Genomic DNA, 23,751 nt, shown 5'->3' on the forward strand with positions numbered 1-23,751 from the left:
CCGGGTCGGTGACCGGCGGGCGCCGGCGGGCGCGTCAGGCGACGAGCTCGGCCAGCGTCGCGACGACGTCGACCAGCGCGCCGCGGCGGAACACGGTCACGGCGAGCGGTCGGCCCACCTCCGTGCCGAGCATGAGCCGCTGCAGGTCCTGCGGCGTGCGCACCGGGGCGCCGGCCGCGGCGACGACGACGTCACCGAGGAACAGGCCCGCGTGCGCCGCCGGGCCGCCGGGAACCACCTCGGACACGTGCAGGCCGGTGCGCTGCCCCAGCCGCTCGGCCAGCTGCGGCGGGAGGGGCCGGGTCGCGCCGGCGATACCCAGCCAGGCGCGGCGGACCCGCCCGGTCGAGGCCAGCTCGGACAGGATGCGGCGGGTCGTCGTGTTCACCGGCACGGCGAGGCCCAGGCCGAAGCCGGCCACCGCGGTGTTGACGCCGACCACGGTGGCGCCCGCCTCGGCGAGCGCGCCGCCGCTGTTGCCCGGGTTGAGCGCGGCATCGGTCTGGATCACGTCGTCGATGGAGTGCGCGCCGCGGGGGGTGCGAACCGGCAGGGAGCGGCCAAGCGCGCTGACGACCCCGGCGGTGACGGATCCGGCCAGGCCCATCGGGTTGCCGACCGCGACGACGAGCTGGCCGACGAGGAGGCGGTCGGCGTCGCCGAGCTCGACGGGCGGCACGAGCCGCGGGCGGGTGCGCAGCACTGCGAGCTCGGAGAGCCGGTCGGCGCCGAGGACCTCGAACGGCGCCTCCTCGCCGTCGGCGGAGACCACCCCGCCGCCGCTGACCCCGGCGACCACGTGGGCGCTGGTCAGCAGCAGCCCGTCGTCGGTGAAGGCGACAGCCGAGCCGGCGCCGCCGACGCGCCCGCTGCGCACCAGCACGGAGAGCACCGAGGGCTGCACCGCCGCCGCGACGGAGCTCACGACCCGGGAGTAGGCGTCCATTGCCTCGTCCATGCCACCTCAACCACCGGACGGCCTGCGCCATGCCCGCGCGGCGTTCGCCGCGGGCGGACCCGGCGGCGCCGAGGCCGGGCCGGAGACCCGCGCGAGGGGAACGTCCAGGGCGACCGGGACGGCGACCGCCCAGGCGGGGTGCGACGAGGTGGCCCCTGGGCAGGGCCGGTGTGCGGGCCTGCGAGGGGCCCGGCCCCCCCGGTTGGGGGCGGGGACGGGCAGGCGGCACACCGACGCGGACCCGGCGTGGGGCGGGACAGCAGGCCCCACCCCCGGAGGGGTGGGGGCCGTCTTGGGGTGCCCGGGGCCCGAACTCGCACCTCACAAGCTTGTCCACCTCCCGCGCCGCGCCGACGCCCCATCGCGGACGTGATCGTCCCCCCTCACCCCTGTTCTGCGAAGAGCCGGATTCACCTACCCACGTCACCACCGTGGGTCACCAAACCCGTCCTCCCTGTGGGAAGGACCGGACCGATTACCGATGTGACGCTCGTCGCGCTGTCCGTACGTTCGGCTTCAAATGTCGACTACCCGCGACAGCGACGGGGGAACCTTCGTGAAGCTTGCAGTGCCGTTCTCGACCCCATGGCTCCCCAGCGGGCCGGCCACCAGCGGGCGAGGGCGAGTCCCGCAGGACTCGGCCACCCGCCGCAGATCGGCGCCTCCCTGGACATGCGCCGACCGCCAGCATCAGCAGCCCGCGCGTACGGCATCCGCCCGGCACTGCGGGGGGCTGAGATGACGGAGCTTCGAGAAGCGCTGGGATCCATGGGCGGCAAGGCGGGGCGCGCGCCGGCCCCGGCCCTCGCGGGCGGCCGCACAAGTCAGTGCGCGCGCTTCCACCACTACTTCGAGCGGACAGCTGACCGTATGCCCTCCGCGACCGCTCTGGAGTGCGACGGCAGCACGCTCACCTACGCCGAGGTCGACGAGCTCGCCAACCGCCTGGCGAACGTCCTGCTCGAACGGGGGCTCGTCCCCGGGGCCCGCATCGGGGTGATGATCCCGAGATCCGTCGACATGTACGTCGCCGTGCTCGCGACGCTCAAGGCGGGCGCGACGCTCGTGCCGATCGACCCGGGCGCACCCGCGGACCGGGTGGCATACATCGCCACCGACTCGGCCCTCGATCTGGTGCTCCTCGACACCGAGCTCGCGCCGGTGAGCGAGCACCTGGCCTGCGACACGGTGGACCTCGACTCGCTGAGGGAGGAGGCGCGGCGGGCGTCCGCCGCCCGTCCGGGTGCCGAGGTGCCTGGCGATCCCGTGGCCTACGTCATCTACACGTCCGGCTCGAGCGGTCGCCCCAAGGGCGTGGAGGTGTGCCAGTCGAGCATCTGCAACTTCCTGGCCGTCGTGCCGGAGATCTACGACGTGCGGCCCACGGATCGGGTGTACCAGGGCATGACCATCTCCTTCGACTTCTCCATCGAGGAGATCTGGCCGACGTGGGCGGTCGGCGCCACCCTGGTGGCGGGCCCGACGGACGGCCGGCGCATCGGTGCCGGGCTCGCCGACTTCCTCGAGGCCTCCGAGATCACGATGATCTACTGCGTCCCGACAGTGCTGGCCACGCTGGACCGCACGATCGCCTCGATACGCACCGTCAACGTCGGTGGTGAGGCCTGCCCGCCCGAGCTCGTGGAGCGGTGGGGCCCGGGACGCCGGATCCTCAACACCTACGGCCCCACCGAGGCCACGGTGACGTGCACCTGGGCAGAGCTGGAGCCCGGCCGGCCCGTGACGATCGGCCGGGCGCTGCCCACGTATCGCATCACCCTGCTCGACGAGACGCGCCGTCCGGTGCCCGTCGGAGAGGTGGGCGAGATCTGCGTGGGCGGCCCCGGGGTGGCTCGCGGCTACGTCGGCCGGCCGGACCTGACAGCGGACCGTTTCATCCCCGACCCCGACCGTCCGGGCGGCGCGCGCGTCTACCGCACCGGGGACCTGGGCCGCATCCTGCCGGACGGGCAGATCGAGTACCTGGGCCGGGCCGACAGCGAGGTCAAGGTCCGTGGGCACCGCGTCGACCTGCAGGAGATCGAGAACCTGCTCATCGGGGACCCGGACGTCGCCGTGGCCGTGGTGAAGCTCCTGACCGCGCCGGGCGCCTCGGGAGAGCTCGCCGCCTACGTGGTGCTCACTGACACGGCCCCCGGCGCCGGCTCGCTGGTGCCCCGCCTGCACGCGGAGCTGCGGCGCAAGCTGCCCGGGTACATGGTGCCCGCGTACCTGGAGGTCGTCGAGAGCATCCCGATGATGCCCAGCGGCAAGGCCGACCGGAAGGCGCTGCCCGATCCGGTCGCCCCCCGACTGGTGACCGGGGACGTCGAGTACGTACCGCCGGAGACCGCCACGGAGGAACGTGTCGCAGCAGCCTGGGAAGCGGTGCTGCGCCTGGAGCCGGGGACGGCCTCCGTCCAGGCGGACTTCTTCGACGACCTGGGCGGGCACTCGCTGCTGGCCGCCACGGCCGTCTCCCGGCTGCGCGCGGAGATCGGCGACTCGGGACTTTCCATCATGGACCTGTACGCGCACCCGACCATCCGGGGGCTCGCGCAGCGTCAGGACGAGCTCCTCCGCGAGCACGCCTCCATGGAGCCGGCGGGCGAGGCCCTGCCGCGGCCCGCGCCGGCCGGCCGTTGGCGCGTGGCGCTCTTCGGCACGACCCAGCTCGGGTGGGTCTACACGATGCTCGTCGTCTTCATGCTGCCCATCGGTGTGATCTATGGCATCAACGACGGCGAGCCGTCACTGCTCATGATCGGGCAGCTTACGCTGACCTTCCCGGTCGCCTACCTCGTCGGGCGGTGGGTGCTGCCGCTGACGGCGGTCAGGCTGCTGTGCGCCGGGCTGCGCGAGGGCACCCACCCCCTGTGGGGGCAGGTCCACCTCCGCGTGTGGGCGGCGTCGAAGGCCATGACGCTCTCGCCCCTCAACATGCTCTCGGGCTCGCCGTGGGCGGAGACCTACCTGCGGCTTGCGGGCGCCCAGGTGGGGCTGGCCTGCCACATCGGCACGGCCCAGGTGCCGCTGCCCAGGTTCGTGCGCCTTGGTGACGGCGCCACCGTCGGCTACGGCGTGCACCTCAACGCCTACGACCTCTCGGAAGGCGTCCTCTCACTCGGGCGCATCGAGATCGGCCCCGACGCGGTGGTGAACGCCAACAGCGTCCTCCAGGCGCCGTGCGAGGTCGGCGCCGGCGCCAGCCTCCGCGAGCAGTCCCTGCTGCAGGCCGGCGAGCGCATCCCCGAGGGGCGCACCTGGGCCGGCTCGCCCGCCAAGGAGTCGGACACGCCCGGCGATCCGGTGCTGGAGCTGATGACCCGCTGCGAGCTCGCGCCGCGGACGTGGCCCACCAGGCTGCTGCCGCTCTTCGCCGTCGGCCTCGCCGTCCTGGAGCTGCTGCCGCTGGCGGCACTGGCCCCGCTGGTCGCCCTCGTGTGGTGGGTGCTGCTGACCTACGGCGAGATGGCCAGCCTGCTGGTGACCGCCGCGGGCGGACCGCTGTTCGTGCTGACGACGTGCGTCCTCATCCTGGGGGTGCGCCGCCTGGCCCTGCCCGCTACCCCTGTGGGCGTGCATCACCTGCGCTCGCAGCTGGGTCTGGAGAAATGGTTCGGGGACAAGCTGCTCGAGCTGAGCCTGGACCTGAACAACACGATGTACTCCACGCTTTACACCCCCATGTGGCTCCGCGCGCTCGGCGCGCGGGTGGGCCGCGGGGCGGAGGTCTCCACGATCGCGAACATCGACCCCGACCTGCTCACCCTCGGGGACGACAGCTTCGTGGCCGACATGGCGAGCGTCGGCAGCGCCACCTACTGCAACGGCCACGTCGCGCTGCGGGCGACGGACGTCGGCACGCGGGCGTTCGTAGGCAACGCCTCCTTCATCCCCTCCGGCATGCATCTGGACGACGGCTCCCTCATCGGCGTCCAGTCCGTGCCGCCGCCCACCGGGGTGCCAGCAGGGACGAGCTGGCTGGGCTCGCCCGCCTTCTTCCTCCCGCGGCGCGAGATGTACGAGGAGTTCACCGAGGCGCAGACCTTCCGGCCCTCGCGGCGGCAGGTCCGCAACCGGTACATCATCGAGTTCTTCCGCATCGTGATGCCGGCGTCGATCCTCTCCCTGTCGACCTTCGGCACCCTGTACTCGCTGAGCTTCGTGGCGGACGCCACCTCGACCCTGGTCACGGTGCTGCTCACGCCGGTTCTCGCGCTGGCCTTCAGCCTCGTCGTCGTCCTCCTGGTGGCCGCGCTGAAGTGGCTGCTGGTGGGCCGCTACGTGCCGCGGGTGGAACCGTTGTGGAGCGGGTTCGTCCGCCGGACCGAGTTCGTCACGGGCATCTACGAGGCCGCCGCGGTGCCGGCGCTGCTGGAGATCCTCACGGGCACGCCGATTCTTGGCCCGTTGCTGCGCCTGTTCGGCACGAAGGTCGGCCGACGCGCTCTGGTCGAGACCACGTACCTCACGGAGTTCGATCTCGTCCGCATCGGTGACGATGTCGCGGTGGGCCCGCACGCGTCCCTCCAGACCCACCTGTTCGAGGACCGCGTGATGAAGATGTCCACGGTCACCCTGCGCGACCGGGCCAGCGTGGGCGGCCGGGCGGTCGTCCTGTACGACTCCGAGGTGGGCGAGGGCGCCACGCTGGCGCCGTTGTCCCTGGTGATGAAGGGCGAGCGTCTGCTGCCTGACACCGTCTGGTGCGGCATCCCTGCCCAGCCCGGCCGTCACCGGCGCCGTCCCGGCACGGTCACGGCCGCGGCGGAGGTGAGCTCATGACCACGCCCGCTGCGGGACATGCGGTGGACATCCCGCACGCCTGCGAGCCGACGACGCTCGAACGACCCGCCGCGGCGCCCGCGCAGACTGGCGGTCAGCGGCCCGACCGCAAGGGCGGGCGCCTCATCGGTGTCGACGTGGCGCGGGGGATCGCCCTGCTCGGCATGATGGCGGTGCACCTGTTCTCCCCGGCGACCCCGGACGGCGACATGTCGCTGCCCTGGATCATCGCCGCCGGCAAGTCCGCCGCCCTCTTCGCCGTCCTGGCGGGCGTCGGGATCGCCTTCAGTGCCGGGCGCGACCGGCTGCAGGGACGACGCCACGCGGCGGTGGCCGTCTCCCTGGTGGTCCGTGCCGTGATCATCGGCGTGGTCGGCCTCCTGATCGGATCGCTCGTCCACCTCGATGCCGCCCGCGTGATCCTGCCGTACTACGCGGTGCTGTTCGTGCTGGCGATCCCCCTCCTGCGGCTCAGGGTGCGTTCCCTGGCGCTCCTGGGAGCCGCCGTCGCGGTGCTCATGCCGGTCGCCAGCCACGTGCTGCGTGCCGACCTGCCGACGCCGCCGCTGGGAAACCCGGGCCTCGGCCGGCTGCTCGAGGACGGCACCGGCCTGCTGACGCAGCTGTCCCTCACCGGTGTCTACCCGGCGCTGCCGTGGCTCGCCTACCTGTGCGTCGGGATGGCGGTGGGTCGCTCACGCCTGTCCTCCCGCGGGGTGGTCATCCGTCTCACCGTCGCCGGGATCGCCCTGGCGGTGGCCGCGAGCGCGGCCTCGTGGTTCGCGCTGGACTTCCTCGACGGCCGCGCCCCGCTGGAGGCGGCGGCGCTGGAGACGATGTCGCCCGAGGAGTACACCGACCTCGTGGTCTGGGGCGGCGCGGGCACCCTGCCCACGACGACGCCGTGGTGGCTGGCCGTCCTGGCGCCGCACACCTCGACGCCGGTGGACCTCGCGTACACCATCGGCACCTCGCTGGCGGCGCTGGGGGTCGCCATCCTGCTGGGGCGCGTCTGGGGACGGGTCCTGACCCCGCTCGCGAAGGCCGGCAGCATGACGTTCACCCTGTACGTGGCACACCTGCTCATGCTGGCCGCCCCTCTCAGCGCCGGCAGCGAGGCGCTCGACTTCGCCATCCAGGTCGCCGTCGTGGTCGGCTTCGCCGTCCTGTGGGGTCGCCGCTTCGGCAGGGGCCCGCTCGAGTCGGTGGTCTGGCGTGCCACCCGCCGGACCAAGGCGCTCGTCATGGGGAGGGCGGGCGGGCCCGGCGAGGGCCCGCGGGCCCAGCCGGTTCTCGCCCGGCGCGCCGGCGGGAGCCACGTACCGCTGCACGCCCGGCCGAACAGTGCCTGGCGGATGCACCTGGCGGAGAGGTGCCAGCCGCCTACGCACGCCAGGCAGCCATGAGCGGCGCCGCGCTGGTCTACCGCGGACCGGCATCGCTGCCCGGGTGCCCCGAGGCCGTCGCGAACCTGCTCGCGGTGTCCGGCTGGTTCGACGACGTGCGCTACGTGGGGCCGGCCGAGGAGCTGCCCCTCACCGCCGACGCACTCGGCCGGGCGAGCCTCTACGCCCAGCCGGGGGGCGGCGAGCTGCGCCGGGCCTACCGGCGGCTGCGCCACCAGGCACCGGCGGTGCGCGACTTCGTGCACGCCGGCGGCCGGTACCTGGGGTTCTGCCTGGGCGGCTACCTTGCCGGGGAGCCGGGATTCCGCCTGCTGCCGGGTGACTCGGACCAGTACATCGCCTCCCCGGGGGCCTCCGTGCGGGACGAGCGGGACGCCCTCATCACCATCCGCTGGCGGGGCCGGCCGCGGCAGGTGTACTTCCAGGACGGCCCCTACTTCGACCTCGATCAGGCACCCGGCTCCGTCGTGCTGGCCGAGTACGACAACGGCCTGCCCGCGGCTGTGGTCTGCCGGCGGGCGCGCGGCGTCGTCGGGGTGGTCGGTCCGCACCCCGAGGCCGGACCCGACTGGTTCACCGACGCGGGCCTGCCCGTCCCCGCACCCGCAGCCACCGACCTCGGGCTGGATCTCGTCGACGCGGTGATGCGTGCGTGAGCGTGCGCTGCTCCGTGTGGTGGGCACCCGTGTCGGACGACCCGGCCCTCGGCGCCCTCCTCTCGCCGCGCGAGCAGGCCCGCGCCGAGCGGATCCGCGGCCGCGCCGACCGGGCACGCTACGTCAGCGGGCACGCAGCCGCGCGCCTCGTGCTGGCGCACGTCACCGCCGCCGACCCCGCCGCCCTGCGCTTCGACACCACGTGCCCGCGGTGCGGCGGGGACCACGGCAAGCCGCGGCTGGTCGGGGAGGAGACCGTCCGTTTCAGCCTCTCACGCTCCGGCGACCGTGTCGCGGTCGCCGTTGCGGAGGGCGCGGACGTGGGGGTCGACGTCGAGCGGGTCGATCCTGTGCCGCCGAGTGCGGGTCCCGGCCTCGCCGCGGCGGCGCTGGCCCCCGGCGAGAGGGCCGAGTACGAGCGGCTGCCGCCGGGAACCCGGCCCTGGGCGCTGCTCGTCTGGTGGACCCGCAAAGAGGCCGTCCTCAAGGCCACCGGAGACGGCCTGGCGATCTCCCCGGCGCGGGTCGAGGTGAGCGCACCCGGCACCCCCGCCGCGTTGAGGCACTGGTCCGGCCCCGGGGACGTGCCGCGGGTGGCCCTCGCCGACCTCATTCGCCCCCGGTACGTCGCGGCTGTGGCCGCGGTCGGGGGTGAGCCGCTGAAGGTGAGCGAGCATGACGTCGACACGCTCCTGGGTACGGTCGGCCGTCCCGGCCCGCGACGCGCCGCCCGCGGCTAGCGTGGGTGCATGAGGCGAGCGTGGATCGCGGCCGCCGCGGCGCTCGCCCTGGCGGCATGCACCGCCGGTGACGAGCCCGGCCCGTCCGGTGTCTCCGCAACCGCCACCTGGCCCGCGCCGGCCGCCGACCGCCCCGTCGTGGAGCTCCGCTTCGACGTCGCCGAGGACCTGCGGTCGGTGGACGGCCGAGAACGGGTGAGCTTCACCCCGGATCTGCCGGTGTGCGAGCTGGTCTTCCGGAGCTGGCCCAACAAGCCGTACACGGCGCGGGCGGGCAGCTCGCTCGAGGTACGGGCCGTCACGGTCGGGGGCGAGCCGGCCCGCTTCCTGGTCCTGCCCGGGGGGGCCCCCGAGGGCGCGCCGGGCACGCTGGTCGAGGTGCCGCTGCCCCGGTGCGTCGACGCCGGCACGACGGTGGAGGCCGAGCTCGACTTCGACCTCACCCTCGGGGAGGGGGTCGACGAGCGCGTGGGCGTGGCTCCCGAGGCGCAGGTCGCGTGGTTCGGCTCCGCGTTCCCGCTGCTGGCGTGGGAGACGGGACGTGGCTGGGCGCGGGAGGACGCCGTCGACGTGGCCGGTGAGGTCGCCACCTCCGAGACGTTCGACCTGCGGTCGCTGGAGGTGCTCGCCCCCGCCGGGCACGAGGTGCTGGCGGCCGGGGAGTCGCTCGGCACCGCTCCGGCGGGTCAAGGGCGCGTGCACCGCTTCGGGGCCCCGGCCGTACGGGACGTGACCGTCACCGTCGGGCAGCTGGACGTGCTGACCCGGGAAGCCGGCGGCGTCCGGGTCCACCTCGGCGCCCCGGCGGCGGGGACCCGCGTCCCCCTGCCGACGTGGGCGGACCAGGTGGAGCGATCGCTGGGCGAGCTCACCGCCCTGCTCGGTCCCGTCCCGTACGACGACCTGTGGATCTCGGTCCTGCCGGGCGGCGCCGACGGGGTGGAGTTTCCCGGCGCGGTGCAGATGCGGGACACCGACCCTGGCCGTGACCGGTGGCTCGTCACCCATGAGCTCGCACACATGTGGTTCTACGGACTCGTGGGCAACAACCAGGGACGCGACCCATGGATCGACGAGTCGTTCACCTCCATGGTCCAGCGCGTCGCCGACGAGCCGGACCAGGACCCCGCTCCGAGCGGAGAGGCGCTCTCGCCGGTGGCCGACGAGGTCGGCCGCCCCATGCGGTACTGGACGCGCTTCGACCGTCCCTCGGCGGCATACGTCCAGGCGGTCTATGTCGCGGGCGCCGACGCGCTGCTCCGCGCGCGCGGCCGCGTCGGCGCGGAGGCTTTCGATGCCGCTCTGCGCGGCTACCTGCGCGACAACGCGCACCAGGTGGTGGAGCCGGCCGACGTCAGACGAGCGTTCGAGGACCTGCCCGCGGTGCTCGTGGAGCTGCGCGAAGCCGGCGCGCTCCGCGGGTGACGAAGGCCTACTCCTCCAGGTCGAGCTGCAGGTCGCCCTCGTACTCGGCGATGAGCCAGCCCGGGTCTCCGGTGCCGGGCGCGGGCTCGAGCTGGAACGTCATCGTCTTCCGCGCCGCGAGGCCGTAGGGCGTATCGGCCTCTTCATAGGTCAGGGTGGCGCTCTGCCGGAAGCTCACCGCCAGGCGCGCGGGCGTGTCCGACGTGGCAGCAACGAGGCCGATCTTGCCGTCCGTGATCGCCTGCGAGCTCACCACCTGCCCATTCCCGGGCACCCGCGAGCCCGGCGCGTCGACCTGGAAGAGCGTGAGGAGCTGCACGTCCTCCTGCGCCTGGGTGCTCCCGCCCAGCGCGGCGGCGACGAGCTGCGACCAGCCCTCGCCCGCGTCCGGTGTCATGCGGGGCACCACGCCCCTGGTGAGCTCCTCGGGCGTGTACGAGGACTCCCGAGGATCGACGAGCCTCTCCTGGAAGGACGTCTCGAGCGCGAAGGACGTGATCTCGTCCCAGGCGTCCTCCACGGGCCCGGCCCCGAAGGCGTCCCTCGCGTCGGGCGCGACCACGGGGTCCCCCACGTACACGTCCGGAGTCACGTCAGCAGGACTGGTCACGATGGCGCAGCTCGTCAGCAGACCGGCTGCCAGCAGCAGCGCCGCGGGACGGCGGTACGGCACGGTGACCCCCCGGACAGTGCAGTGTCGTCAGACCATCGACAGCCTAGGCGCGAGACACCCCCGGCACGACGCTTCTGGGTCTGCCGATGCGCGGGGCGGCCGGCGCCGGCGTCGTCGCCATCCCGCGCCGTTGCTCACCCTCGGCGTGCGAGGGGAGACAGCCGGGGAAGAAACCGCGGCGTCGCGGCGGCATACCGCTGATAGGTGGCGCCGAACCGCTCGGCCAGGGCCCGCTCCTCGAGGACCGACTTCGAGCCCAGCACCGCCGCCAGCGCGAGGGCCGAGGCGAGGGGCAGCGGGCGGCGCCGCAGGACGGCCGTGCCGGTCGCCGCGAGGGTGAGCCCGGCGTAGACCGGGTTGCGCAGGTGCCGGTAGACGCCGGTGGTGACCAGCGGCGCGCCCGGCCGGGGCCGCACGCGGGGCGTGAGGTGGCCGCGCAGCGGCGCCGCGCCCGCCAGCGCCAGGGTGCCGCCGCCGGCGGCCACGGCCCCGGCCGCCAGGCGTGCGGCGGCCGGCAGCGGCCAGCGCGGGCGGCCCGGCGCGAGGACGCCGGCCAGCGCCACGACCTGAGCCGCGACGAGCCCGTCGGTGCGGTCCACGCCATCAGCATCGCACGCGGGCCCCGGCTCAGTCCGCCGGTCGGCGGCGCAGCCGCTTGGTCTCGCTGCGCCGGCGCTTCGTCTCGGCGCGCCGCCGCACGGCTCCGCGGGAGGGCCGGGTCGCGCGCCGGGGCCGCGGCGGCGGGGCGAGGGCCTCATGGAGCGTCGCGACCAGCCGCTCCAGCGCGGCCCGGCGGTTGAGCAGCTGCGAGCGGTGCTCCTCGGCCGCCACCGTGAGGACCGTCCCGGCGAGACGGCCCGCGAGCGCGGCGAGCGCCCGTTCCCGCTGCACCTCGCTCAGCGCGGGCGTGGCGGCCAGGTCGAGGGAGACCTCCACCCGCGAGTCGGTGGTGTTCACCCCCTGGCCGCCCGGTCCCCGGGCCCGGGAGAACCGCCACCGCAGCTCGCCGGGGTCGAGCTGCACGGAGGCGGTGACCCGGATGTGCTCCCCGGTCATGCCTGCTCGTGCGACCGGCTCCGCAGCACAAGCGGCACCACCAGCCACGCGACGACGAGCAGGAACATCACCCCGCCGGCGGCCCACAGCGCGGCCTCCCGGGAGAGGACGACGTCGAAGATGAGCAGCACCGTGCCCGTCACCACCAGGCTCAGGCCGGTCAGGCCGGCCAGCACGATCCGGTGCGCGGCGCGCACGATCTCGGGCTTGAGGCGGCGCTGGAAGAGCAGCCGGTGCAGGCTGACCGGGCCGACGACCATCGCCGTGGTGGCGGCGGCCAGCAGCACCAGCACCAGGTACATCGTCACCTGGGTGTCGTCCAGCTCCTCGAAGCGGGACTGGAAGGGGAGCGTGAGCAGGAAGCCGGTGAGGATCTGCACCCCCGTCTGCGTCACGCGCATCTCCTGGAGGATCTCGATCCAGTTCCGGTCCGAGCGCTCCTCGGGAGTCTCGTAGCGTCCCCGCGACAGCGCCTGCTCCGTCGACTCCGCCGCGCCCCGCCTGCTCACGTCCGCCCCCTCTCGCCCGCCCCGGCAGGTGCCGGGCGCGGCCAGCATAGGCGCGCGGTAGGCCCGGGCGGTGCTCAGCCACGGGAACGCGTACACGACGTGCACGGATGGCCCGCCACCCGCCGCAGGTGGTTGGCTGCCCAGGTGAGAACCCCCACCGCGAACCTGACCCGCACCGAGGCCCGCGCGCGCTCCGCCGCGCTGGAGGTGCGCGACTACCGCGTGGAGCTGGACCTGCGCGGCGCGCCCGACCCGGCCCGGCCGTCCTTCGGCTCGGTGACCACGGTCCGCTTCGCGGCCGCGGCGCCGGAGACGTTCCTGGACTTCCTCGGCGAGGTGCGCTCCGTCGTCGTCAACGGCCGCGAGGTCGACGCCGCGGACTCCCACGACGGCGCCCGCATCCGCCTGACCGGCCTGCGCCAGGGGGAGAACGAGGTCACCGTCGTCGCCGAGGCCGCGTACTCGCGCACCGGGCAGGGGCTGCACCGCTTCACCGACCCCGTGGACGGCGCCACCTACCTGTACACGCACTTCGAGCCCGCCGACTCCCGGCGGGTCTTCGCCGTCTTCGAGCAGCCCGACCTCAAGGCCGCCTTCACCTTCGTGGTCACGGCCCCCGAGGGCTGGGAGGTCCGCTCCAACCAGGCCGCCGAGCGTGTGGAGACCGCCCCGCCCGGCGGCGCGGGGCGCCGGTGGTCGTTCCGGCCCACCGGGCGGATGTCGAGCTACCTGACCGCCGTGGTCGCCGGGCCCTACCACGAGGTGACGGGGGAGTGGGCCGCCCCCGGCGGCGGCCGGGCGGTGCCGCTGGGCGTGCTGTGCCGTGCCTCCCTGGCCCCGCACCTCGACGCCGCGGAGATCCTCGCCGTCACCCGCCAGGGGCTGGACTTCTACGACGCAGCGTTCGGCTACCCCTACCCGTGGGGCAAGTACGACCAGGTCTTCGTGCCGGAGTACAACATCGGCGCCATGGAGAACCCCGGGTGCGTGACGTTCACCGAGCACTACGTGTTCCGCTCGGCGGCCACCCGGGCCCAGCGCCAGGCGCGCGCGAACACGATCCTGCACGAGATGGCGCACATGTGGTTCGGGGACCTGGTGACCCCCCGCTGGTGGGACGACCTGTGGCTGAAGGAGTCCTTCGCCGACTACATGGGCGCCCACGCCTCCGTGGCCGCGACCGAGTTCACCGACGCCTGGGTGGCCTTCGCGAACCGGCGCAAGTCCTGGGCGTACGCGCAGGACCAGCTGCCGACCACCCACCCGGTGGCGGCGGACGTCGCGGACGTCGAGGCCGCCCGGCAGAACTTCGACGGCATCACCTACGCCAAGGGCGCCGCCGTCCTCAAGCAGCTCGTCGCCTGGGTGGGCACCGAGGCGTTCTTCGACGGCGCGCGCGCCTACTTCCGCGACCACGCCTTCGGCTCCACGACGCTGCCCGACCTGCTCGCCGCGCTCGAGGGCGCCTCCGGCCGCGACCTCGCGCCGTGGGCGCGGGCGTGGCTGCAGACCGCCGGGACGGCCACCCTTCGGGCCGAGGTCGCAAGCGACGGCGACGGCCGGATCGCGCGCCTGGTCGTCCACCAGGACGGCGTCGACCCGGTCACCGGCGCGCAGGTGCTGCGGCCGCACCGGCTCGCCGTCGGCCTGTACGCGCTGGGACGGGGCGAACGGCCGGCCCTCGTCCGCACGCACCGCCTGGAGCTGGACGTGACCGGGGCGCGCACCGAGGTCCCCGGCGCGGTGGGCCTGCCCGCGCCGGACCTGGTGGTGCTCAACGACGACGACCTGACCTACGCCAAGGTCCGCCTCGACCCGCGCAGCCTGGCCACCGCTCGCCGGCACCTCGGCGCCCTCACCGAGGCCCTGCCGCGCTCGCTGGTGTGGTCGGCGGTGTGGAACGCGGCCCGCGACGCCCTCCTGCCCGCCGAGGAGTACCTGGACCTGGTGCTGCGGCACGGGCCCGCGGAGAGCGACAGCGCCGTCCTGGCCGGCCTGACGCTCAACGCGCGCACCGCCGTCGAGCACTACGTCCCCGCCGGACGGCGGGCGGCGGCCCGGGCACGGCTCGCCGAGGGGGCGTGGCAGCGGCTGGAGGCCGCCGCGCCCGGCTCGGACGCCCAGCTCGTGTGGGCCCGGGCCGCGGCCGCGGCATCCGCGGCGGTGCCCGGGTCCGGGCCGCGGGTGCGCGCGCTGCTCGACGGCGCCGAGATCGTGCCCGGCCTGCCGCTCGACCCGGAGCTGCGCTGGTCGCTGTGGCAGGCGCTGGCCGCCACCGGCGCCGCCACGCGGGCCGATCTGGACGCGGAGCTCGAGCGCGACCCCACGGCCGACGGCGCCCGGCAGCACCTCGCGGCCGTCTACGGCACCCCGGACGACGCGGTCAAGGCCGAGGCGTGGGCGCGGCTGCTGCGCCCCGGCGAGCTGACGAACGAGCAGGTGGACGCCGCGCTCGCGGGCTTCGCGCAGCCGCTGCACGCCGGCCTGACCGCCCGGTACGCCGAGCCGTACCTCGGGGCGCTGCGGCGGCTCTGGGAGGAGCACAGCGCGGAGATCGCCACCCGGCTGGTGCGGGGCCTGTACCCCGCCCGCCAGGACGCCGAGCCCGGGCACCGGGCGGAGGAGCACCCCGTGGCGCGGGCGACCACCGCCTGGCTCGAGGCCAACGCCGACGCTCCGGCGGCGCTGCGGCGCCTGGTGATCGAGGAGCGCGACCACCTCCGGCGGGCGCTGTGCGCCCAGCTCGCCGCGATGTGAGCGTCAGCGGGCCGCGCGGCGGGCCAGCCGCCCGGAGACGGGCCCGATCACGAGCAGCGCGGCCCAGGTCAGCCTGCCGGCGTTGGCGCCCCACGCCAGGGCGACCGGGACGGAGGCGGCGAAGGTGACCGGCGTCGTGAGCGCGTCCAGCACGTAGGCGGTGTTCTGCCGGCGGGTCATCGGCTCCACCTCCAGCCAGCGGCGCCGGGCCACCTCGAACATGGCGAGCTGCGCCAGCGAGGCGAGCGCGAGGTTGACCGCGTACACCACCGTCGGCAGGGTGTAGGACGCGGTCCGCGGGTCGCTCATGGCCTGCGTCGTGAACGGGATGAGGACGACGAACGCCGCGGCGAGGAGGTTCGCGGCGGTCACCGCGGGGTCCATCGCCGAGATGCGCTTGACGAGGTGGACGTTCATCCGCCAGAAGGCGGCGATCACGACGAAGCTCAGGGCGAAGCCGCCGAGCTGGTGCAGCACCCCGGCCCGGACCAGCGTCCCCGGGTCCAGCCACTCCTCCGGCAGCGGCACGTCGACGTTGTGCACCAGCAGCGTGATGGCCACGGCGTAGATGGCGTCGAAGAAGAACAGCCCGCGGTCGAACTCGCTCGTCTCGCGCTCGAGCAGCTTCGCGCGAGTCCGCGCCGCCGCGCCCGCCGCGGGACCCATGCGCTCGGGCCGCGCCTCGCCGTGCTCCCTCGCCACCGTCCCAGGGTCCTCGCAGCCTCCGCCGTCGCGCAACGGTCCCCGGCCCGCCCGCGCGACCCGGTGACGTCCGGCGGCGCAGCCGTGATGATGGTGCGGTGGACCTGAGGAGGGCGGCGGACGCCCCGCGGCCGCGCGAGGGCGGCGCGCGCTGGTACCGCCGGTTCGCGGCCGACGTGGTGCTCGCGGGCCAGCGGGTCTTCTTCCTCGTGACCACGGTCCTGGTCGGGTGGGCCATCTACGACCTCGTGGTCGAGGAGATCGACGACCGCGCCCGGCAGCCGTGGCTGTTCCTGGTGATCTGGGTGCTGGCCGCGTACGTCCTGCTGCCGCACGTGCACCGGATGCTGACGCGGATCTACGTCCCGAGCTACTTCATCGGCAGGGCCCGGACGGCCGACGGGCTGCTGGCGGACCCGGTCAACCTGGCCGTCGTCGGCACGCCCGGGCAGCTGCGCGCGGCGATGCTCTCGCAGGGCTGGGCCGAGGCGGCCCCGGTGACGGCGGGCAGCGGCCTGCGGATCGCGCTGGCCTCCCTCGCCCGCCGCAGCTACGCGGCCGCGCCGGTGAGCGCGCTGTTCGTCTTCGGCGAGAAGCAGACCCTTGCCTTCGAGAAGGAGGTCGACGGCAGCCCCGCGCAGCGTCACCACGTGCGGTTCTGGGCCTGCCCGGCCGGGTGGAAGCTCCCGGGCGGCTTCGCGGTGGACCTGGTGGGCGCCGCCACCTACGACCGCCGGGTGGGGCTGTCGCTCTTCACGTTTCAGATCACCCACAAGATCGCCGAGAACACCGACCAGGAGCGGGACCTGGTCGTCAGCGCCCTGAAGGCCGCGGACGCGCGGGTGCAGGTCATTCGCGACTTCTCCACCGGCTACCACAGCCGCAACGGCGGCGGCGACGCGATCGAGACCGACGGCGACCTGCCGATCGTCCGCCTCAGCGCCGCCGCCTGAGCCTCGCCCGCTAGCCTGGCTGGCGACCCACCGCCGGCCCGGCGCGCCGGCGCCCGCTCTCCCGATCCCTCACGGAGGTTCCATGGCTCCGACCCGGACGTTGCTGACCGTGCTGGCCGGGGGCGCCTCCCGGCTGGAGACGCTCACCGACTCCCGGGCCGCAGGACACCTGCGCGTCGCCGGCACCCACCGGCTCATCGACTTCCCCCTCTCGCACGCCCGCAACAGCGGCATCTCCGCGGTGTGGGTGCTCGAGCCCGCCTTCCCGGCGGCCCTGGGCGAGTACCTCGCGGGCGGCCGCCCGTGGGACCTGGACCGCACCAGCGGCGGCCTCATGGTGCTCGGCGGCACCCTGAACGGCGCGCGGCGCCAGCCCGGCGGCGCCGACCTGCTCTGGTCGCAGGCCGCCGCCATCGACGCGCACGAGCCCGACGCGGTGCTCGTCGCCCCGGCGGACTGCGTCTACCGGCTCGACTACGCGGACGTCGTCGCCACCCACCTGCGCTCGGGGGCCGAGGTCACCGTGGTGACCACGCGGTACGACGGCGACCGGTCCCGCCACGGCGTGGTGGTCGCCCGTGACGGGCGGGTGCTCGGCTACGAGCACCGGCCGCGCCGGCCCCGCACGGACGTCGTCGCCACCGGGGTCTTCGCGTTCCACCCGCGGGCGCTGCTCGCCGGCCTCGACCAGGTGCACCGGGAGCGCGGCGCCGGCCGGCTGGGCGACCTCGGCGACCACCTGCTGCCCGCGATGGTGGAGGCCGGCGTGGCCGCGGAATTCCGGCACGGCGGCTTCTGGCGGGCCGTGGGCTCGGTGGACGAGTACTGGCAGGCGCACCTGGACGTGCTCGGCCGCCCGCCGTTCTCGCTCGACGACCCGGCCTGGCCGATCCTGACCCACCACGCCCGGCAGGCCGGCGCGCGCGTGCACGGCGGCGGCGTCGTCGAGGACTCCGTGCTCGCGCCGGGCGTGTCGGTCGAGGGCACCGTCCGCCGGAGCTTCCTCGGGCCCGGCGTGCACGTCGGGGCCGGGGCGGTCGTGGAGGAGTCCGTCGTGCTCGACGACGTGCGCGTCGGCCCCGGCGCGCGGGTGCGGCGCGCGGTGGTCGACGAGGGCGCCCGCGTGCGGGGGCGGGCCCTGGTCGGCGGGGACGAGGACGACGCGGCCGTCGCGCTCGTCGGCGCGCGGGCCGTGGTGCACCCGCGCAAGCGCGTGCCCGCGGGCGGCCGGTACCCCGAGGCCTGAGGCGGCCGCGCGAGCCCGGCCCGGCTCAGGCCCGGCCGGCGCCCGCCGCGGCGCGGGTGGCGTCGACGAGGTTCCCCGGGAGCGGTTCGTAGTGGTCGGGCACGGCCCGGTAGTGGCCGCGGCCGGCGGTCAGGGCCCGCAGGTCGACGGCGTAGCGGCGCAGCTCGGCGGTGGGGACCAGCGCCTGGATGACCTCCTCGCCGCCCGCGCCGCCGCCGGTGTCCACCACGCGGCCGCGCCGGGTGGCCAGGTCGGCCAGGACGTCGCCCTGGCTGGCGGTCGGAACGGTGACGGTGACGGCGGAGACGGGCTCGAGGACGACCGTGCCCGCCTGCTGCAGCGCCTGCTGGAGCCCGAGCGAGGCGGCGGTGCGGAAGGCCATGTCGGAGGAGTCGACCGAGTGGTACTTGCCGTCCACGCACTCCACCCGCAGGTCGGTGACCGGGTGGCCGACCGGCCCGCCCTGCCGCATGGCGTCCTCGACGCCCTTCTGCACGGCCGGCAGGTAGTGCCGCGGGATGGCGCCGCCGACGATGGAGTCGACGAACTCCAGCCCGGTGCCCCGCTCCGCCGGGCTCACCTGCAGCCGCACGACGGCGAACTGCCCGTGGCCGCCCGACTGCTTCTTGAGCTTGCCCTCGACCTCCACCGGGCGGGCGATCGTCTCCCGGTAGGGCACCCGCACCTCCCCGGTGGCCACCTTGACGCCGAACTTGCGCTCGAGGCGCTCCAGGGCGACCGCGAGGTGGGTGTCGCCGACGGCGGTGACGAGCGTCTGCCCGGCCTCCTCGTCCTGCACGACCACCAGGCCCGGGTCCTCCGCGCACAGCCGGCGCAGCGCCTCGGGCAGGCGGTCGTCGTCGGTCTGCGTCAGGGGCCGCACCGCCTGCGTGTAGCCGGCCGCCGGGGCGGGCAGAGGGGGGAGCGCCACCGGGCGGCCGGGGAGGGCCAGCAGGGAGCGGGTGGGGGAGCCGGAGAGCTTGGCGACGCCGGTGATGTCCCCTGCCACGACCCGCACCGCGGGGAGGTGCTCCTTGCCGCGGGGGAAGAACAGCCCGTGCAGCCGCTCGTCGGTCTGGGTGGTGGTGTTGACCAGGTGGTCGTCCCCGTGCAGCGTGCCGGAGAGCACCTTCAGCAGCGACACCTGCCCGACGAACTGGTCCGCCACCGTGCGGAACACCTGCACCAGCGGCTCGGCGGCCGGGTCGGCGGGCACGTCCGCCGGGTCGCCGCCCACGAGGATGCGGGCGGGCCGCTGGTCCGGGGAGGGGCCCAGCTCGCAGAGGAAGTCGGCGAGGCGGTCCACGCCGACGCCGGACGCGGCGGAGCCGAGGAGCACGGGGAAGACCTCGCAGGCGCGGACCTCGCGCGCGAGGGTGCGCTCGACGTCGGCGGGGGAGATCGGCTCGCCCGCCAGATAGCGCTCCAGCTGCTCGTCGTCGCCGCTGACGACCTCCTCGACGAGCTCGTCGTGGCGGCGGCGCTCGTCCTCGAGCTGATCGGCGGGCACCTCGACCCGCGAGCCGCGCCCCTCGCCGTCGTACTCCCGGGCCGTGTCCGTGAGCAGGTCGGTGACGCCGTGAAAGCTCTGCTGCGCGCCCACCGGCAGCTCGATGGGGACCACGGCGGTCCCGAAGGCGTCGCGCAGCTGGGCCAGGGTTCCCTCGAAGTCCGCGCCTGCCTTGTCCTCCTTGGTCACGAACACCAGCCGCGGCAGGCCCAGCTCGGCGCACCGGGCCCAGGCGCGGGCGGTGCCGGCCTGCACGCCGTCGACGGCGCTGACCACCACGACGGCGAGGTCGGCCACGGACAGGCCCGCCTCGACCACCTGGGAGAAGTCGTCGTGGCCTGGGGTGTCGAGCAGGTTGATCTTGCAGGCCTGGCCCGCCTCGGTGGTCCAGTCCAGCGCCGCGACGGCCAGCGTGAGGGTGGCGCGGCGCCGCACGGACTCCGGCTCGGCGTCCAGGACCGAGGTGCCGTCGTCGACGCGGCCGAGGCGGGTCGTCGCGCCGGCGCGGTACAGCAGCATCTCCGCGAGGGAGGTCTTCCCGCTGCCGGAGTGCCCGAGCAGCACGACGTTGCGGATGGCGGTGGTGGCGACCTCGCCCATGGCTCACTCCCCGTCGAGCGTGTGCCGGGGCCGGGACCCGGCTCTGACCAACGATCCTAGTTGCCGCGCCGCGCGACGGGCCCGGGTCCCGGGGGCCGATGTGCCCCGAGATCGAGGTCGCTACGCGCCCGCCGCTCGCCGTGGCGCACCCGCACCACCGCCGTGACGTGCGCGCCGGCGAGGACGCCGCGGCTGACCGAGCCGAGGAGCAGACCCACCAGGCCGGTGTGCCCGCTGCGGCCCACGACGACGACGCCCGCCTCGTGCGAGGCCTCCAGCAGCGCGTCCACGGGCGTCTCCGCGACCTGGCGCAGCTCGACCGGCACGTCCGGATGGCGCGCCTGCCACTCCTGCACGCGCTCGCGGGTGCGCTGCCCGGCGCGGCGGCGGTAGTCGGAGACGAACCGGCGGGTCTGGTCGTCCCGGACCTCGCCGCGCGTGCGGGCGTGCTGCCACGCCTGCAGCACCACCACCCGCACGCGCCGGCGGGCCGCCTCGTCGAAGGCGTAGGCCATGGCCTCCGGTGCGCCCTCGTTGGGATCCATGCCCACCACCACGGGGCCGTCGGGGTGGGGCGGCCGGTCCCGGAAGACGATCACCGGGCCGTGCGCGTGCGCCGCCACCTTCTGCGCGACCGAACCGAGCGAGCGGGCGAGCCCGCCGTGCCCGACGGCGCCGATCACGACGACGGCGGCACCGGCGGACGCCTCGACGAGCGCGAACGCCGGGTCCGCCACGGTCACCTGCGTGGTGACCGTCAGCCCGCCGTGGGCGCTGCGCACGCGCTCGGCCGCGTCGCGCACGAGCCCCCGGCCGGCGTCGAGCGCCTCTGCGGGGGGTGCGAGCTCCCACGCGCGGGCGCGCGCCAGCCAGGGATACGCGTAGAGGACGTGCAGCCCGGTGCCCCGCCGCGCCGCCTCCTCGGCCGCCCAGTCCACGGCGGCCTCCGCCTTCGGGGATCCGTCGGTGCCCGCGACGACGGCGCCGGTGGGGACGACATCGCTGGTCACGTCGAACCTCCTGGGAGCGGTCCGCGCGGGGACGCCTGCTCCCAGGTTGGCACGTCGGCCCCGGCCGCGCAGGAGAACCAGCGGTCCAGGACCGGCCGGCCGCTCGCCGCCGACGTCGCCGCGCGTGGCGGGCGGGGTCGGCCGCGTCCGGCCCCGGAACCAGGCGTCAACCGCGGGCAGGCGCGGCCGCGTCCGTCCGGGCTGGGTGCAGCTTCCGGTGGGTGTTAGGAAAGCTGAACCGGCGCACGCGGATGGTGCGTGGCGTCAGCTCCACGCGGAAGGCGGTACACGTCGCGGAGCGTCCTGCGGGGGAGGGGGCTCCGCAAACGGAACTGTGGGTTCAGTACGGCGGGGTCCCGCGAGGGGCGGGGCGAGCACCCGCCTGTGGGGTTCGGCCGCGGCGGGGTCCCCGAGGCTCGGCGAGCGTGGCCCTGTGGGGGCTGGCACGGCGGGTCCCGCTTGGGGGGCAGGCGAGCCTGGCCTGGGTTCGGCACGGCGCTCCCGCGGGGAGCACCGAGCACCCGCCTGTGGGGTTCGGCACGGGCTGGGGTGGGCGTGTCCGCGCGGCGGGCGGTGTTATGCCGTAGGAAGGTGTCCCGGGCGCGGCGGCCGCGCCCGGGAGGGGAGAGACGTTGGCGGGCAAGACCTGGTCCACCCAGACGGAGCTGGGCGCGATGTTCGCGCTCACCGCCCGGCAGGTGGGCACGCACCTCACGCAGCTCGGCCTCAAGGACGGCACGAGCGCCACCGAGCGCGCGGTGGGCGAGGGCCTCGCCCGGGACGCGAAGCTGCGCGACGGGACGGTGTTCTACGTCTGGCACACCGAGCGGGTCGCCGAGCTGCTCGCTGCGCAGGGGCTCGGCCGGGCCGAGGCGGCGCCGTCCCGCTCGAGGGGCTCGGCGCGGGGCGAGCGGGCCGCGGCGGCTCCGACACCGGCGCGGCCGGTGGACGGCTACGGGAAGGTGGTCGCCACGGACGGGTCCGCGCTCGGCAATCCCGGACCGACCGGCTGGGCCTGGGTGGACCAGACCACGGGGGAGACGGGCTCGGGCGGGCTGGCGCACGGCACGAACAACATCGGCGAGCTGCTCGCCCTGCTCGGCGCACTCCGGCACGCCGGCCCGGAGCCGGACCTGCTGGTGCGCGCCGACTCGCAGTACGTCATCAACATCGCCACCAAGTGGGCGCAGGGGTGGAAGCGGCGCGGCTGGCGCAAGGGCGACGGGAAGGTCCCCGAGAACCTGGAGCTGGTCCAGGAGATCGTCGCCCAGCTCGAGGCCCGTACCGGCCGCACGGACTTCGAGTGGGTGCGTGGCCACGCCGGCGACGTGCACAACGAGCGGGCCGACGCCCTCGCCGTCGCCGCCGCGAAGACCGCCCGCCGGCCCGGGCAGGCCTGAGACCGCCGAGAGGGCGCCGGCTGGTGGCTCCGGTCGCCCCGGGCGGTGGCTGGTGGCTCCGGTCGCCCCGGGCGGTGGCTGGTGGCTCCGGTCGCCGAGGGCGCCTCGACACCGCGAGGGCCACACTTGCAACTGTGGCCCTCGACGCGTCGAGGCGCCCTCGGTGGTCGGCGCGCCGACACGAGCACCACCGCCGGTCCTGATGCTCGTCCCCGCCGGGTCCTGACGCTCGTCCCCGCCGGGTCCTGACGCTCGTCACCGCCGCGTCCGACGCTCACATGAGCGCCGGGATCACCTCGCGCTCGAACAGCTCGATGCTCTCCGTCCCGTACGCGGCGTCCGGGAAGTAGAAGATTCCGTAGCTCATCCCGGCCTCGCGCAGAGCCGTCAGCTTCTCCACGATCTGCTCGGGGGTGCCGTACGCCGGCAGGTCCCGGAAGCCGCGCACCTGTCGCTCCACGTCGTCGGCGCCCATGTGCGGGCTCAGGCGCGCGACCAGCTCCTGCAGCTTCTCGGCCACCTCGGACTCGTCCCGCCCGATCGTGACGTTGTAGTTCGCGGAGCGGGTGATCTGCTCGAAGTCGGTGCCCACCTCCGCGCAGTGCTCGCGCAGGATCGCGCTCTTGCGCGTGAAGCCCTCGAGCGTGCCGTCGAAGTTGGTGTACCGCGCGTGCCTGGCGGCGATGCGCAGGGTGACCTTCTCCCCGCCGCCGGCGACCCAGAGCGGGATCCCGCCGGGCTGGAGCGGCAGCGGGCGGCAGATGGCGCCGTCGACGTCGTAGTGCTCGCCGTGGAAGGTGGCGACCCCGTCCCGCCAGGCCTGCTCGAAGATCTCGATACCCTCCCGCAGCCGGGCGAGCCGCTCGCCGGCCCGGGGGAAGCCGTACCCGTACGCGCGCCACTCGTGCTCGTACCACCCGCCGCCGATGCCCATCTCCAGGCGGCCGCCGCTGACATGGTCGACCGTGGCCGCGACCTTGGCGAGGTACATCGGGTTCCGGTAGCTCATGCAGGTGCACATCTGGCCGAGCCGCACCCGGTCGGTGCTCGCCGCCAGCGCCGCCATGAGCGTCCACGCCTCGTGCGTCGCCTCCTCGCTGGGCACCGGCGTGGTGTGGAAGTGGTCGTAGACCCACAGCGACTCCCACACCTCGCCCGCGTCGGCCCGGCGCGCCAGCGCGTTCATGGTGGGCCAGTGCTGCGAGTCGTCGATGCCGACGAGGTCGAAGCGCCAACCCTGGGGCAGGAAGAGACCGAAGCGCATGCGGGGAGCCATGCGCCACAGCCTAAGGACGCGGCCTCGCCCCGCCAGCCGCGCGCACGCCCGGCGGCGTGGACCCGTGCACGCCCGGCGGCGTGGAC

At 75.1% G+C, this 23,751-nt stretch carries 18 protein-coding genes; 9 read left to right on the forward strand and 9 right to left on the reverse strand.

The window, feature by feature from the left end; genetic code table 11:
- Nucleotides 1-34: 34 nt before the first annotated feature.
- Nucleotides 35-958: a S1C family serine protease gene (locus tag ACF0H8_RS10445; RefSeq protein ID WP_395288866.1), complete on the reverse strand. Its 924-nt coding sequence runs from the start codon at nt 956-958 to the stop codon at nt 35-37.
- Between the two features lie 768 nt (nt 959-1,726).
- Between ACF0H8_RS10445 and ACF0H8_RS10450 the strand changes: the two genes are divergently transcribed.
- The 5 genes from ACF0H8_RS10450 to ACF0H8_RS10470 are packed head-to-tail and all read left to right on the forward strand — an operon-like array spanning nt 1,727 to nt 9,973.
- Nucleotides 1,727-5,746: a Pls/PosA family non-ribosomal peptide synthetase gene (locus ACF0H8_RS10450; protein WP_395290865.1), complete on the forward strand. Its 4,020-nt coding sequence runs from the start codon at nt 1,727-1,729 to the stop codon at nt 5,744-5,746.
- Nucleotides 5,743-7,152 (forward strand): heparan-alpha-glucosaminide N-acetyltransferase domain-containing protein, encoded by a 1,410-nt coding sequence (locus ACF0H8_RS10455; protein WP_395288867.1) that lies wholly within the window; start codon nt 5,743-5,745, stop codon nt 7,150-7,152. The genes ACF0H8_RS10450 and ACF0H8_RS10455 overlap by 4 nt, the downstream gene beginning before the upstream one ends.
- A complete protein-coding gene (locus ACF0H8_RS10460) occupies nt 7,149-7,808 on the forward strand; it encodes a BPL-N domain-containing protein (protein WP_395288868.1) in 660 nt (219 codons plus the stop codon). The genes ACF0H8_RS10455 and ACF0H8_RS10460 overlap by 4 nt, the downstream gene beginning before the upstream one ends.
- A 29-nt stretch (nt 7,809-7,837) precedes the next feature.
- Nucleotides 7,838-8,548 (forward strand): 4'-phosphopantetheinyl transferase family protein, encoded by a 711-nt coding sequence (locus ACF0H8_RS10465; RefSeq protein WP_395288869.1) that lies wholly within the window; start codon nt 7,838-7,840, stop codon nt 8,546-8,548.
- Between the two features lie 9 nt (nt 8,549-8,557).
- Nucleotides 8,558-9,973, forward strand: coding sequence for a M1 family aminopeptidase (locus ACF0H8_RS10470; protein ID WP_395288870.1), 1,416 nt, complete (start codon nt 8,558-8,560; stop codon nt 9,971-9,973).
- A gap of 7 nt (nt 9,974-9,980) precedes the next feature.
- Here the strand turns inward: ACF0H8_RS10470 and ACF0H8_RS10475 are convergent, their stop codons facing one another.
- The 4 genes from ACF0H8_RS10475 to ACF0H8_RS10490 form a co-directional block, all read right to left on the reverse strand.
- Nucleotides 9,981-10,646, reverse strand: a complete 666-nt coding sequence (locus ACF0H8_RS10475; RefSeq protein WP_395288871.1) for a hypothetical protein — start codon at nt 10,644-10,646, stop codon at nt 9,981-9,983.
- Nucleotides 10,647-10,780: 134 nt separating this feature from the next.
- Nucleotides 10,781-11,245 carry a methyltransferase family protein gene (locus ACF0H8_RS10480; RefSeq protein WP_395288872.1) on the reverse strand — a complete coding sequence of 155 codons (465 nt, stop codon included), beginning with the start codon at nt 11,243-11,245 and terminating at the stop codon, nt 10,781-10,783.
- Between the two features lie 28 nt (nt 11,246-11,273).
- Nucleotides 11,274-11,702, reverse strand: coding sequence for an alternative ribosome rescue aminoacyl-tRNA hydrolase ArfB (gene arfB, locus ACF0H8_RS10485; RefSeq protein ID WP_395288873.1), 429 nt, complete (start codon nt 11,700-11,702; stop codon nt 11,274-11,276).
- Nucleotides 11,699-12,211, reverse strand: a complete 513-nt coding sequence (locus ACF0H8_RS10490; protein WP_395288874.1) for a DUF6328 family protein — start codon at nt 12,209-12,211, stop codon at nt 11,699-11,701. The genes arfB and ACF0H8_RS10490 overlap by 4 nt, the downstream gene beginning before the upstream one ends.
- 144 nt (nt 12,212-12,355) lie before the next feature.
- On the opposite strand from ACF0H8_RS10490, the gene pepN reads away from it, so the two are divergent.
- Nucleotides 12,356-14,968, forward strand: a complete 2,613-nt coding sequence (pepN, locus tag ACF0H8_RS10495) for an aminopeptidase N (RefSeq protein WP_395288875.1) — start codon at nt 12,356-12,358, stop codon at nt 14,966-14,968.
- A gap of 3 nt (nt 14,969-14,971) precedes the next feature.
- On the opposite strand, the gene ACF0H8_RS10500 is transcribed toward pepN, so the two are convergent.
- Complete coding sequence (locus ACF0H8_RS10500) at nt 14,972-15,670, reverse strand: TMEM175 family protein (protein ID WP_395288876.1); 699 nt, start codon at nt 15,668-15,670, stop codon at nt 14,972-14,974.
- A gap of 98 nt (nt 15,671-15,768) precedes the next feature.
- Between ACF0H8_RS10500 and ACF0H8_RS10505 the strand changes: the two genes are divergently transcribed.
- Both ACF0H8_RS10505 and ACF0H8_RS10510 read left to right on the forward strand, forming a co-directional pair.
- Nucleotides 15,769-16,623: an LssY C-terminal domain-containing protein gene (locus ACF0H8_RS10505; RefSeq protein WP_395288877.1), complete on the forward strand. Its 855-nt coding sequence runs from the start codon at nt 15,769-15,771 to the stop codon at nt 16,621-16,623.
- Nucleotides 16,624-16,705: 82 nt separating this feature from the next.
- A complete protein-coding gene (locus tag ACF0H8_RS10510) occupies nt 16,706-17,869 on the forward strand; it encodes a glucose-1-phosphate adenylyltransferase family protein (protein ID WP_395288878.1) in 1,164 nt (387 codons plus the stop codon).
- 25 nt (nt 17,870-17,894) lie between these two features.
- Here the strand turns inward: ACF0H8_RS10510 and ACF0H8_RS10515 are convergent, their stop codons facing one another.
- Together ACF0H8_RS10515 and ACF0H8_RS10520 are read right to left on the reverse strand one after the other, a co-directional pair.
- The gene (locus ACF0H8_RS10515; RefSeq protein ID WP_395288879.1) at nt 17,895-19,979 is read right to left on the reverse strand and encodes an elongation factor G; all 2,085 of its coding nucleotides are present in this window, start codon (nt 19,977-19,979) and stop codon (nt 17,895-17,897) included.
- A 56-nt stretch (nt 19,980-20,035) separates the two neighbouring features.
- Nucleotides 20,036-20,989, reverse strand: coding sequence for a universal stress protein (locus tag ACF0H8_RS10520; RefSeq protein WP_395288880.1), 954 nt, complete (start codon nt 20,987-20,989; stop codon nt 20,036-20,038).
- A gap of 632 nt (nt 20,990-21,621) precedes the next feature.
- On the opposite strand from ACF0H8_RS10520, the gene ACF0H8_RS10525 reads away from it, so the two are divergent.
- Nucleotides 21,622-22,389 carry a ribonuclease H gene (locus ACF0H8_RS10525; RefSeq protein WP_395288881.1) on the forward strand — a complete coding sequence of 256 codons (768 nt, stop codon included), beginning with the start codon at nt 21,622-21,624 and terminating at the stop codon, nt 22,387-22,389.
- Nucleotides 22,390-22,663: 274 nt separating this feature from the next.
- Here the strand turns inward: ACF0H8_RS10525 and ACF0H8_RS10530 are convergent, their stop codons facing one another.
- Complete coding sequence (locus tag ACF0H8_RS10530) at nt 22,664-23,653, reverse strand: LLM class F420-dependent oxidoreductase (RefSeq protein WP_395290866.1); 990 nt, start codon at nt 23,651-23,653, stop codon at nt 22,664-22,666.
- Nucleotides 23,654-23,751 lie beyond the last annotated feature (98 nt).

It is taken from the genome of Georgenia sp. AZ-5 (assembly GCF_043952095.1).
In the GTDB taxonomy this organism is placed as follows: Bacteria; Actinomycetota; Actinomycetes; order Actinomycetales; family Actinomycetaceae; genus Georgenia.